Here is a 12386-nt window from a genome sequence, read left to right as displayed (position 1 = left end):
ACTGATGAAGCTATCCCAAACGTTGATCGAAGACGCCACGCTATGGCGTCGCGACTTCCATTCAGCCCCGGAACTGGGCTTTGAAGAACTGCGCACCTCCGAGCGCGTTGCGCAGTTGCTCGAAAGCTTTGGCATTGAAGTGCATCGTGGCCTGGGCGGTACGGGCGTGGTCGGTACCTTGCGGACCGGTGAAGGCCCAAGCATCGGCATTCGTGCCGACATGGACGCCCTGCCGATTCAGGAGCTGGGCACCCACTCCCACGCGTCCACACACAAGGGCTGCATGCATGCCTGCGGTCATGACGGTCACACCGCGATTTTGCTGGCCACCGCTCGCCACCTGAGCGAGACCCGCAACTTCAAAGGCACCGTGTATTTCGTGTTCCAGCCTGCTGAGGAAAACCTCGGTGGCGCGGGCAAAATGATCGACGACGGGTTGTTCGAACGCTTCCCAATGGACGCTATCTACGGCCTGCATAACTGGCCGGGCGCCCCTGCCGGGCAAGTGATCATCAATCCGGGGCCGATGATGGCTTCGCTGGACACCTTCGAAATCACCCTGACCGGCAAAGGCAGTCATGCTGCCATGCCGGACAAAGGGGCTGACCCGATTGTTGCCGCTGCGCAGTTGGTGCTGGGCCTGCAGACCATCGTGGCCCGCCGACTTTCGCCACTGGACTCGGCGGTGGTCAGCATCACGCAGTTCAACGCCGGTGAAGCGATCAACGTGATCCCGGAAACGGCAGTCCTGCGCGGTACCGTGCGCTGCCTGCAAACCCCGGTGCGTGACAAGGTCGAAAAGTTGATTGGCGAATTCGTCGAGCAACTGCCAGTCGCCTTCGGCGTGACGGGCAAGCTGGCTTACAAAGTCGGCTATCCGGTTACCGAGAACAACGTCGATGCAGCGGCCACGATTCGTCGTGCGGCCATCACGGCGGTGGGTGAGGAAAACGTGCAATGGGGTTGCAACCCGTCCATGGCCTCCGAAGACTTTGCCTACATGCTCCAGGCCCGCCCCGGCGCTTACATCTGGCTGGGCGTGGACGGCGAAAAACCTTCAGCGGCGCTGCACAACCCGTATTACGACTTCAACGATCAAGTGATCGGCGCGGGCGTGGCGGTGTGGACGAAGCTGGTGGAGCAGGAGTTGGCTGCGAGCTGATCAGGAACTGATTGCCCTGGTTGTCAGAAACCCTGTGGGAGCGAATTCATTCGCGAAAGCGTAGGCACATCCGATAAACGTTCATCGGATGTACCGGCCTCTTCGCGAATGAATTCGCTCCCACATGAGATCGCATTTCAAATCAATTCAGCACTCCACCCACTTCACCGCCAACCCGCCGCGTGACGTTTCCTTGTACTTCTCAAGCATGTCCGCGCCGGTGTCGCGCATGGTGCGGATGGCGTGGTCCAGGGAGATGAAATGCTCGCCGTCGCCACGCATGGCCATTTGTGCAGCGTTGATCGCTTTCACGGCAGCAATTGCGTTGCGCTCGATACAGGGTATTTGCACCAGCCCGCCAACCGGGTCGCAAGTCAGGCCAAGGTTATGTTCCAGACCAATCTCCGCAGCGTTTTCAACCTGCTCAGGCGTAGCGCCGAGAATCTCGGCCAAGCCCGCAGCAGCCATGGCACAGGCCGACCCCACTTCGCCCTGACAGCCCACTTCAGCACCGGAAATCGACGCGTTCTTCTTACACAGAATGCCCACCGCCGCCGCGCTCAAAAAGAACCGCACAACGTCATCTTCAGTGGCATCCGGATTGAATTTCATAAAGTAGTGCAGCACCGCCGGGATGATCCCTGCTGCGCCGTTGGTAGGCGCTGTCACCATGCGCCCGCCTGCAGCGTTTTCTTCGTTGACTGCCAGGGCGAACAGGTTGACCCACTCCATGGCGCTGAGGGTCGAGCTGATCACGTTGGGCTTGCCCAGTTCCTGCAGGCTACGGTGCAGTTTGAACGCACGACGCCGCACATTCAGGCCACCGGGCAAGATCCCTTCTTCGCGCAGCCCTTTGTTTACGCAGTCCTGCATGGCGCCCCAGATGTGCAGAATCCGCGAGCGGATTTCCGCTTCGGTACGCCAGACTTTCTCGTTCTCCATCATCAGCGCAGAAATGCTCAGGCCATGTTTTTTGCACAGGCGCAGCAGCTGGGCACCGCTGGAGAAATCGTAAGGCAACTCGGTAGTATCGCTATCCAGAACGCCGCTGGCGGCCTGTTCGGCATCAACAACGAAACCACCGCCGACCGAATAATAAGTCTGCTCATACACTTCACCAGTGGCACCATAGGCGCAGAGCGTCATGCCGTTAGGGTGATAAGGCAGGCTCTCTTCCAGCAGGCGCATGTCGCGCTGCCAGTCGAAGGTAATGCGCTGCTCACCGCCCAGCAGCAGAACTTGTTGCTCAAGTACGGCATCTACTCGGGGTGCTACCAGCGCCGGGTCAACCTGGTCAGGCCATTCGCCCATCAGACCAATAACCGTTGCACGGTCGCTGCCGTGGCCGATGCCGGTGGCCGACAGCGAGCCATACAAACGTACCTCGACACGCTCGACCTTGTTCAGCAGGCCCAGCTCGCGCAGTTGCACACTGAAGATTGCAGCAGCACGCATTGGCCCTACTGTGTGCGAACTGGAGGGGCCGATGCCGATTTTGAACATGTCGAAGACGCTGATAGCCATACGGTTAGCTCGATTCGTGAGAGGCTTGTAGGCCTCGAAAGACACTTTGTTATGTGCTGGTATTTTTAGGCTCCAGCCAAACGATCCACAAACGAAACTTCCTAAGCCACGGTTAAGCAGAACTGATAGATGAGCAAAATCCTCAACGCGCAAATGCACGCATGGCTTCAGGTTTTCGCCTGTGCCGCCCGGCACCTGTCGTTTACCCGCTGCGCGGACGAACTGCACGTAACGCCCGGCGCCATCAGCCAGCAAATGCGTCAGCTCGAAGAGCGGCTGGGCTTTGCGCTGTTCCATCGGGTCGGTCGTGGTCTTGAGCTGACCGCTGAAGGGCAGCGGCTGGCTATCGTTGCCAACGAGGTTCACAGCCGTATTGATGATGAACTGCGGCTGCTGCACTCGGGACGCATCGGCGGTGTGTTCAAGCTGCGTTGTATTCCTTCGTTCCTGAGCAAATGGCTGATGCCACGCCTGCCGCAACTGGAGCAGGCGTTTCCCGACATTCAGCTACGAATCATTGCCGAGGACAGCAGCGGCTCTTTGCGTGATGACGATTTTGACCTGGCGATTGACCTCAACGACGGCAGTTATCCGGGGTTGATGACCACTTCATTACTGGAAGAGGAGTTGTTCCCGGTCTGCTCGCCCGCCTTGCAAGCCGGCAAGCCACCGCTGGATACACCGAGCCAACTGGTGCATTACCCATTGCTGCACGACATTACGGCCTGGCGCGGCAGCTATGAGTATGCCGAGTGGGAGTTTTATCTGAACGCTATCGGTGCATCAGGCGTTGATGTGCGTCGCGGTCACACGTTCAATCGCAATCACCTGACCATTGAAGCGGCGATCATGGGCATGGGCGTGGCCATTGCGCGCAAGGCGCTGATCACCAATGAGCTGGAGGAAGGCTCGCTGATCATCCCGTTCGGCCACCCGATTGCAGCGCGCAAGAAGTACGTGCTGGTCTACCGCGAAGGCGCCCTGCAAACCCCGGCCCGTCGGGCGGTGCATGACTGGCTGGTGGAGCAGGCGTTGGGAATGTGATCGGTTAACACTCCTTCGGCTAAAGGCCAAGAAGTGTGTTTGGAATGCATCTCTGTGGGATGCGAATTTATTCGCGAAAGGGCCGGCACATCCACACCAGGTGTATTGCCTGAAATACCGCCTTCCCGAATAAATTCGGTCCCACAGGCCTTCATGACTTTGAGATGGTGACCAGCCTGTGCGGTGCTTACCGCAAACAAAACGCCGGGCAGATTCGATCTGCCCGGCGTTTTTATTGCCAACTGCTCAATGCCTAGTGAAAGAACTCAGCGATCAGCACAGCACCAATGAACGTACCAAAGTTAGCCAGGAACGACACCAGCACGATGCGCCAGCCCAACAGGCGGAACGCTGGCAGGTCCTTGGCCACCGACAAACCGGCGAAAGCCAGCATCGGTGTGATCACTGCAAGCATGTTGATCGAGCCAACCATCTGCGCAATCTCAGCCGCCCAAGGGCATGCTGGAGAGGTCATGAACATCGCGACAATCGACACGGTGCACACCGCCGGGATCTTGCGGCGCAGGGCAACGCAGATCATCTCGCCGATGAAAACCGCCAGGATCATCACCGCGATACCGCCAAAGGCGGCAGGCGACAGCGTCTTGTAGCCCACATAGTTGGCGATCAATGCCAACGCACCGGCTGCCAGCCACGCGCTGATCCGTCCGCCCCAACCCAGCTCCTTGACCTCAAGGGATACCTGGTCGTGCTTGGGACCATTGTTCATCACCGAAGCTTTGGTGGTACGGCCGATGATCGGCTCAAGAACCCGGTAGCCCCAGACCGCCAATGGCAGAGAAATGAACAGCGTGAAGTACGTGCCAATAGTGGTGGTGATCAGGTTCGACGCGGCGGCAAGCGCCATGACTTCCTTGGCCACTTCCGGCGTCTGCTGAGCAGCGATTGCACCCGCCGCAGCGGCCATCATGCTGCCTGAACCGATGCCCGAGCCCATCGCCAGCGAGTTGGGATGGAAGATCCCGAGGCTGGTAATGAAGCCTGCAACAACGGCAATGAACAACGCACCGAACAATGTCCCGGTCAGGTATTCAGCGAGTACCCCGCGCCCCTCCGGGGAGTCCATGCCGTAGCGCTCGCCGATGATAGCCAGACTTGGCTCGCGACCTACGGAGAACGTTGCGCCGATGGCTTCACGCTTGATACCGAGCATCAGCGCCACCGGCAGACCGAGGATCACGGTGCCGACAAAATGGCCGAACTCCTGGAACAACAACGCCCAACCGGAGGCAAATACCAACGGCAATGAACCGCCGACGACCATGCCCAGCTTGGCGATGAACACCAACAGAGCCGGTTGCAGAATGGATGCAGAACGTACCTGATCGCCAAGGCTCAGGCCTATAGGACCTGGCAGACGGCGGCTGAAGATGCCGATACCCGCACCGATCAACAGCGCCCAGACCATCGGCAGCAGAACGACTTTGCCAGGGCCGAGGGGAATACTGATCGCGCCGATTGCCTCGGCCACCACCAGAATGACCGCTGCCCAGATGTACAGTTTTACGGTCGATGAAACGGCACGATTTTCGCCCAGTGTCGCGGCGTGAGAATGTTGCATGGTTGTCCCCTCACCTGTTGGCCAATCGTCATGCGGCTGGCCAATAGTTGTTGTTTTTTCAGGAGGTGCCGACGGCACCCAGGGCAGATTCAAAGTCCATGTCAGGCATGGCGACTCGCGTGTGGCGAGCGGTGAAGATTGATGCTCTCGCCTGCTTTATGACGCCCCTTGTGAGGGTTGCTCCGTCAGCAGATCCGGCCTTTCGCCCCCGGCTGGTGGCGTCGGGGTGCAGTTCGAGTATGGGTAGGGAGAGGACACGCACCAATATTACAGAATGAATTTATTGTTGCCTAAAACAGAACACCAAAAGGCTCCTCTATCCCCCTGTTGGAGCGAGGCTTGCCCGCGAATCAGTTGATGCGGTATGCCAGACAAACCACATTATCGTTCTTCGCGGGCAAGCCTCGCTCCAACAGAAAATACGTTCAATTTAGATGGAGTCGGCACCGGGAGACTCAGCAGACACTTCCCCCGCCCCCGAATTGCTCGGGGGCGGGTCTTACTCAACCCTCAATCCAGCTGAAAGCGCGAGGTGTTGTCGCTCAACGCACGGCTGCCTTTGCTCAGCGTGTCAGCAGCCTGATTCACTGCGCGAGCACCGTCGAGCAAGCGCCCTGCGGCTTGGTCGACCTGCTGGATATTGCCGCTGACTTCATCAGCAGTACTGGCCTGCTCTTCAACCGCAGTCGAAATCTGCGCCAGGGTATCGGTAACGCCCTGCACCGCACTGGCGATCTCAACCAAACGCTCGCCCAGATCGGTCACCGACTGCGCATCGTTGACCGCCTGACCGCACGCCGACTCCATCAAGCCCACGGCCTGGCTCACAGTCGAGCGCAGGCTGTCGACGGTGCTGGCAATTTCCGCCGTGGAAACCTGAGTACGCTGCGACAGGCTGCGAACCTCATCAGCGACTACCGCAAAACCACGGCCCTGCTCACCCGCTCGCGCTGCCTCGATGGCTGCGTTGAGCGCCAAGAGGTTGGTCTGTTCAGCAATCCCGCGAATCGCATCGACGACCGACTGAATCTGTTGCCCCTGCTCGCTGACTCGGCCCAGCGCCGCAGCGGTATCCGTCAGGCGCTGATTGAGCTGCTGGATACTCGTGGTCGTGCGCTGACTGTCGCGGCTGCTCTCTTCAGCGATCTGGCGCGTATGCCGGGCGCTGTCAGACGCCTGCTCACAACTTTTTGCCACGCCCTGCGAGGTCGCCGCCAGCTCGGTCGCTGCTGCGGCAATCTGACTGATCTGATACTGCTGCTCTTCAACTTCGGTCAGCGTGCCGCTCGATTGCGTATTGAGGGTCAACACCGCGCTGCCCAGTTGCTTGGTTTCATGGTTGACGCCCAGCAAACTGGTGCGCAACTGCACCACAGCAACGTTCAATGCAGTGCTGATCGCAGCCAGCTCATCACGTCCCTGTACTTCCACCTGCACCAACAGATTGCCGTCACGCAGGGACTCCGCCAACGTAGTGATACCGCTGGCACTGCGACGGATCGATGCCTGCAGGCACGCAAACAGATAAAGCGCAGCCAGCAGCAGCACGCCAAAGCAGATACCCATGGGGATGAACTGCATGTTGGATTTGTTGTGGTAATGGGCCAGGCGACTGTCCAGTGACTGCAACGACTGGTTGCGCAGGCTCGCCAGATCGTTGAGCAAAGTATCCACGCTGCGCTCGAACGCAGGCGCGTCAAGTTTGATGGTGCCGTCAAACACCCCGTCATCCAGCACCTTCAATTCAACGTTCAAGCGCTGCATAACGGCGTCGTAATTGTCTGCCCACGGTTTCATTTCCGCAGGCAGTTTCGCTTTCAGGAAATCCCCGGCCTTGATCAGTTGAGTCTGAGCATCGGAGATACGTCCACGCAGCTCGCGCATCTGCAAGCGGCTTTGCAGGCTGAATTGCCCGGTGACCACCGAGGTCTGACCGATACTGGCCATACGACCAATACGCTCGATCAATTCCGGTACCTGCTGAGTCGACATCTGCATCAACAGATAGGTCTCCAGCCATGGATCAAGGATCAGGCCGCTGTCCGTGGCGATCTGCTCGCGTAAGGCTTGCACATTGGCCAGGGCATTAGTGAATCGGTCATAGCCGTCCGGCCACCAGCCCACGGTTCGCAGCGATGCGATGTCCATGCCGGTGACCGAAGCTTTGAGGGTGTCATAACGCTTGAGCGCGTCGGCGCTGGCGTCTTCGCTTTTGAGCGTAGTACCCAGCGCCTCAAGCGCCTGCGTAATACGCGGGCCTGCGGCATCCATCGAGCTCATTGCAGCCTTGGCAGCGGGCGTAGGTTCCTTGAGGATATCGGAGGCCTTCCAGCGTGCAGCATTGTCGCGCTGATGAGAAAGCTCGGCATCCACCTGATCCAGCGCCAGCAACTGAGTGACACCCGAACGTTCGCCCGAGATCGTCGCGAGCTTACTGCGGTAGTCCTGACCGATCATCCACAGGCTACCCACCAGCGGCAGCATGAACAGAAGGAACAGCATCTGAAACTTACGCGCGAAACCAAAACGGCTAAGCATGCGCATACCAGGTGACAAAAGACTGTACATGACCGACCTACTCCCCCAGAACATCGAACAGAAATGGCAGAAACCATCCCGGATGTCTTTGAAAAAACGCTACCGGCAAAATGCCATGTTATTGATTGAATTACGATAGCCGCCCAGCGCTTCCTAAATGGCGCCAGTGCAGAAATCGTCAGCTATGCGATCTCCTAGCAATATTCAGACCGTGTAGGCGATCGCTGTTTTTATCAGTAGGAAGCTTCCCGCTCGGTGGATAGACACTGCAAAAGTACGTCACCAATGGTTTCGCTTTGTCATTTCCCGGAGGAGAGACCCCAGATGGTCGGCAAACACCCTCAGGTCCTGCAGGCGCAAGATGCTCTTTAAAGACCTTGATGCGGAACGGAATGCCTGGACCTCGAACAGGACGTCGCCTCCCGCAAAAGTCAGCGAAAACATTAAGGTCTGGCTAAACGTGCACCGAGAAGGCATGAAGAATGGCTGGACGATGGCTTGCTCCAGGATCTTTTTTGCTAACGGTAAACCGGCTTCGGCCTTGAATGACGGGGATGAAACCCTAACCGCTTGATCACACGCATAAATTTTTCAGAACAAGGGTTGACACATATCCCTTATCCGCGAATAATGCGCGCCACTTGGCTACATAGCTCAGTTGGTTAGAGCATAGCATTCATAATGCTGGGGTCCGGGGTTCAAGTCCCTGTGTAGCCACCAAGTACCTGCTTCATGACATCATCGATGCTCATGAAGCAACAAGAAGCCCGCCTAGTGCGGGCTTTCTTGTTTCTGGGGTTTACTCGTCACACATCCCAGCAAGCCGATACATAACGTATCCAAATGCCCCCTCCCTACCGATCCGTTTTCCTCTAAAACTATTGAGCGGTGCTCGCACGTGCGGCGCCCGGGCTGATGACGCTTTTTAAGGGCTCGCGGGCATATGCATCGCGTTAGCTATTTTCAGTTGAACATGCCTCATGTCTCACCGACGAACAGCGGTTGTCAAAAACACAACTAGAGTAGCATCGACCCATCGACAGGGAAGCCCATGGATATACTCAAGCCATCACGTTTTGACGACGCTGCGATCTTATATCCGACCGACAAGGCAGGCCTTGAACGGTGCCTGCGCCTTTTGAGAATGGCCCGCCCTAAAGAATTCGCGGACTTGCAAAAGCTGTTCGGTACGCATGGTGTCGATTTGTTCAAGCCGAGAGCCGCGATGAGTTGGGTCTTGATTGACGTAGGTGGCAACAATCTCAGGGTGATAGGTGGCATCAACTACACCCGGCAGAAATTCTATGTCAAACACATCTACACGCACGCTGATTACGACGTTGCAAACGTCTGGTACGCAAGAAACAAAGGGGTAAAACGATGAGCGCAGCGCGAGCCAACTTTCAAACCGTAGCAGCAACGCTTGGCGAGTTATACGCGGTACTGGAGCGCCTGCGCGGTGAGTTTGTGCACGGCATCAAGACTCCTGCCGACTATGCGCGTGCGACCTATCTGCTTGATGAGCTCACCGATGGGCGCGTACTGAGCAATGTCGAGGAGAAAATCCTCGTCGAGCTTGAGGACGAAATTCTGGCCTATCAGCGTGATTCTGAGCAGTTTCGCGAATCGAATGCCGCGTTCGAAGCGACTTGCACCCCCATACAACTGATCAAGGATCTGATGGAAACGCTCGGGCTCACCGGTTCGGATCTTCCTGAGATAGGTGATAAAACGGCGGTATCCAAGGTGCTTGGCGGTGACCGCCCTATTAGTCACAAGATGGCGTACGCGCTGGCAGAAAGGTTTGCAATGGAGCCGGGCGCTTTCATATCTGCCGCCCCGGCAAAAGTAGCTCAAACCAGAAACGCTCCTTCAACCAAGAAGACGTCTGGCTATTACCCTGCTCGCAGTGACGCTGAGAGTGCACGCCCATTGAAGGACAGCGATACCGGTGCATACAACGCGACGGTCTCGAAAAGCCGCCGAAAAGGCGGCCTTCAAGAAACATAACTAGCGCTTCAGAAATCCCAGCGCGTCGACACCATTACGTTACGCGGATCGCCGTAGTACGAAGATCGGTAGAAGCCGATGTTGGTGAAGTACTTCTTATCAAACGCATTGTTCAGGTTCACCGAAGCGGACAGGTTTTTGCTGATCTGATAGCGCGCCATCAGATCGACCAGCCAGTAGGGGTCCTGGGAAAACTCTCGGTTGACTCCCCTGCCGTTATCCACATCCTGCCAGCCTTTGCCTTGCCAGCGAGCGCCACCGCCGAGCGTGAGTTTGTCGAGGCTGCCTGTAAGCTTGTAGCTGGTGTAGAAATTGAGCTGATCTTCAGGCTCCCAGGTTGAAAGCTTCTTGCCGTTTTCATCGCGGATCACCTTATGGGTGTAGCCCGCCTGTAACTGCCAGCCGGGTGCCAGCTCGCCGGAAATCTCGGCTTCGTAACCTTTGGTCTTGGCCTTGATGCCCATATAGGCCCAGTCCACCAGCGAGCCCACCGGAATATTGTTGTTGAACTCGGTGTCTTCTTCCGCTCGGTTCGTCTCGTGAATCTCGAAGTACGCGAGGCTTGCGTTCAAGCGTCCGTCGTAGAACTCTCCCTTTAGCCCCAATTCGTAGTTCTTGCCCTCATCAGGCTCAACCATTTTGTTGGTTCGATCAGGGCGTAGCTGTTGCGGCATGAAGATTTCGGTGTAGCTGGCGTAAGCCGAGAAGTTGTCGTTAAGGTCATACACAACGCCAACATAGGGGATGACCTTGCCGGTCTCCTTCGAGTCGTTGGTGCCGGTCAGTCGGTAGTCAGTCAATCGTGAGCCGAGCAACAGGGACAGGTCTTCAGTGAGGCTAAGCCGTGTTGAAAAGTACACCGCAGCCTGGCGTGTGATGTCGTCTTTCTTGGTCACCGGACCCCAATCCGGCTCCAGACTGTCACCGTCCCAGCCATAGAGATCAAAGTTGTTGCTGTCTCGATACTTCGCGCTGTAGTAATCATCGCCTTTCCAATGGGTACGCGAAATCGACGACCCCAGGACCAGTTCATGCTCACGTCCGCCCAAACTGAAAGGGCCTGAGAGATAAAAGTCGCCGTTGTTGCTGATGGTCCGACCCGAGTACTTGGCGGCATAGACTGCCGCCCTGTCGGTGCTGTTGCGCAGAGGAGCTGAATAACCCAATGGAGCGTCATACCCGTTCAATTGGTTGCTGTAGTTGGCCTTGGCAATCCAGCCGTTATCCAGAGTATGTTCCAGCGTGGCAAACAGACTGCGACTGTATTGCTGCCACCCACTCCACTTCGGCCCGTTGTTGTAAGAGCGATCAAAGCTGATGTTGTTGCCCTGCCCGTCGAACAGGGAACGACTACCTGACCAGCTAGAGCCTTTGGGATCATTGTTTTGATAGTCGGCACCGACGGTCAGAAGCGTGTCGGGCGAGAGATCGAACTCAAGAATGCCGTAATAGACATTGGTCTTGCGCTCGTAGTGGTCCATGAACGAATGCTTGTCCTGATAGACCGTCACTGCGCGTCCACGCACATTACCGCTCTCGGTCAGTGGGCCACTGACATCAAGCTCCGAACGGTAGTTGTCCCAGGACCCGGCCCCTAGGTCCACATGCCCTTTGAAATCCGCCGTCGGCTTCTTGCGAATCAGGTTGATCGTACCGCCCGGCCCACCCGCGCCGGTCATCAACCCTGTGGTGCCCTTGAGCACTTCGACGCGGTCGTAGATTGCCATGTCGCTCAGGGTTTGCCCGGCCGCATAACCGTCATTACGCGCAGTGGGAACGCCATCGTACTGGAAGTTCTGGATAGCAAAGCCGCGGGCGAAATAGTTGGTCCGCTCAGTGTCATAGGTCGATACGGTGATGCCTGGCGTATGACGCATGACGTCGTCGATGGAGTTCAGAGCGAAGTCGTCCATTGTCTGACGAGTCACCACCGAGATCGATTGCGGCGTTTCCCGTGGGGTCAGCACCATGCGGGTCGCCGTCGCGATAGTCCCAGGCGTGTATGAACCCGAACCTTCGGTGACCGTACCCAACTGATTGGCGCTGACCTGAGTTGCTTGCAGCTCCATCATCCCACTCCCGGATACCGGCCTGGGAACCACGCGATAGCCGCCCGATACAGCCTCAGCCTGCAAGTTCAAAGGACTCAACAGCAGCTCAAGGCCTTCGTTGACAGAGAAGTCGCCCTTCAGGCCCCCACTCTGCACGCCTGCCGCCAGCGCAGAATCAATACCGATCATCACGCCCGCCTGTTGCCCGAAAGTGCCCAGCACGCGGTCAAGACTATCGGCAGAGATGTTATAGGCCTGGCGTTGAGCGTGCTCTTGGGCAGCTACCGTATTGGCCGCCAAGGCGCCATGGCTAGCGGTCGCTACTGATAAACCTAAGATGACGGTGCGCAATGCACAGGCAAGCGGAGTGACGCGGCTGAGCATGAAGACTCTCCTGTCGAGAAGGGTTGGGTAGCCGCTTTTTCAGCGTCTTACCTGTCTTGATGCTTGAGATGAGAAATACTGCCGCACTCGC

Annotated in this window: 8 protein-coding genes and 1 tRNA gene; 5 read left to right on the top strand and 4 right to left on the bottom strand. The window is 57.3% G+C overall.

Annotation, left to right across the window (positions count from 1 at the left end; all coding sequences use genetic code 11):
* Positions 1-4 precede the first annotated feature (4 nt).
* On the top strand, positions 5-1162 hold the full coding sequence (locus EE949_RS13210) for a M20 aminoacylase family protein (protein WP_122664689.1): 1158 nt from the start codon (positions 5-7) through the stop codon (positions 1160-1162).
* 147 nt (positions 1163-1309) lie between these two features.
* Here EE949_RS13210 and EE949_RS13205 read toward each other — a convergent pair whose 3' ends face one another.
* Entirely contained in the window at positions 1310-2686 is a 1377-nt protein-coding gene (locus EE949_RS13205) for an L-serine ammonia-lyase (RefSeq protein WP_122664688.1), read from the bottom strand.
* 129 nt (positions 2687-2815) lie between these two features.
* On the opposite strand from EE949_RS13205, the gene EE949_RS13200 reads away from it, so the two are divergent.
* Positions 2816-3730: a LysR substrate-binding domain-containing protein gene (locus EE949_RS13200; RefSeq protein ID WP_122664687.1), complete on the top strand. Its 915-nt coding sequence runs from the start codon at positions 2816-2818 to the stop codon at positions 3728-3730.
* A 253-nt stretch (positions 3731-3983) separates the two neighbouring features.
* On the opposite strand, the gene EE949_RS13195 is transcribed toward EE949_RS13200, so the two are convergent.
* Both EE949_RS13195 and EE949_RS13185 read right to left on the bottom strand, forming a co-directional pair.
* A complete protein-coding gene (locus tag EE949_RS13195; RefSeq protein ID WP_122664686.1) occupies positions 3984-5312 on the bottom strand; it encodes a DUF3100 domain-containing protein in 1329 nt (442 codons plus the stop codon).
* 510 nt (positions 5313-5822) lie between these two features.
* Positions 5823-7880: a methyl-accepting chemotaxis protein gene (locus tag EE949_RS13185; RefSeq protein ID WP_122664685.1), complete on the bottom strand. Its 2058-nt coding sequence runs from the start codon at positions 7878-7880 to the stop codon at positions 5823-5825.
* Between the two features lie 613 nt (positions 7881-8493).
* On the opposite strand from EE949_RS13185, the gene EE949_RS13175 reads away from it, so the two are divergent.
* From EE949_RS13175 to EE949_RS13165, 3 genes are all read left to right on the top strand, one after another.
* Positions 8494-8570: transfer RNA gene (locus EE949_RS13175), tRNA-Met, on the top strand.
* Positions 8571-8901: 331 nt separating this feature from the next.
* Positions 8902-9234 (top strand): type II toxin-antitoxin system HigB family toxin, encoded by a 333-nt coding sequence (locus EE949_RS13170; protein ID WP_122664683.1) that lies wholly within the window; start codon positions 8902-8904, stop codon positions 9232-9234.
* A complete protein-coding gene (locus EE949_RS13165) occupies positions 9231-9860 on the top strand; it encodes a helix-turn-helix domain-containing protein (protein WP_122664682.1) in 630 nt (209 codons plus the stop codon). The genes EE949_RS13170 and EE949_RS13165 overlap by 4 nt, the downstream gene beginning before the upstream one ends.
* A gap of 8 nt (positions 9861-9868) precedes the next feature.
* Here the strand turns inward: EE949_RS13165 and EE949_RS13160 are convergent, their stop codons facing one another.
* Positions 9869-12295 (bottom strand): TonB-dependent siderophore receptor, encoded by a 2427-nt coding sequence (locus EE949_RS13160; RefSeq protein WP_122664681.1) that lies wholly within the window; start codon positions 12293-12295, stop codon positions 9869-9871.
* Between the last annotated feature and the right edge of the window lie 91 nt (positions 12296-12386).

Origin of the sequence: Pseudomonas viridiflava (assembly GCF_900602065.1) — a bacterium.
Lineage (GTDB): Bacteria > Pseudomonadota > Gammaproteobacteria > Pseudomonadales > Pseudomonadaceae > Aquipseudomonas.
The sequence above is the reverse complement of the archived record's forward strand: the minus strand, read 5'-3'. Positions and strand labels throughout refer to the sequence as shown.

Excerpts from the sequence above, each read along its gene's own strand:
- EE949_RS13170 (WP_122664683.1), top strand. The coding sequence starts at position 8,902 with ATGGATATACTCAAGCCATCACGTTTTGACGACGCTGCGATCTTATAT.
- EE949_RS13200 (WP_122664687.1), top strand. The coding sequence starts at position 2,816 with ATGAGCAAAATCCTCAACGCGCAAATGCACGCATGGCTTCAGGTTTTC.
- EE949_RS13210 (WP_122664689.1), top strand. The coding sequence starts at position 5 with ATGAAGCTATCCCAAACGTTGATCGAAGACGCCACGCTATGGCGTCGC.
- EE949_RS13195 (WP_122664686.1), bottom strand. The coding sequence starts at position 5,312 with ATGCAACATTCTCACGCCGCGACACTGGGCGAAAATCGTGCCGTTTCA.
- EE949_RS13205 (WP_122664688.1), bottom strand. The coding sequence starts at position 2,686 with ATGGCTATCAGCGTCTTCGACATGTTCAAAATCGGCATCGGCCCCTCC.
- EE949_RS13160 (WP_122664681.1), bottom strand. The coding sequence starts at position 12,295 with ATGCTCAGCCGCGTCACTCCGCTTGCCTGTGCATTGCGCACCGTCATC.
- EE949_RS13185 (WP_122664685.1), bottom strand. The coding sequence starts at position 7,880 with ATGTACAGTCTTTTGTCACCTGGTATGCGCATGCTTAGCCGTTTTGGT.
- EE949_RS13165 (WP_122664682.1), top strand. The coding sequence starts at position 9,231 with ATGAGCGCAGCGCGAGCCAACTTTCAAACCGTAGCAGCAACGCTTGGC.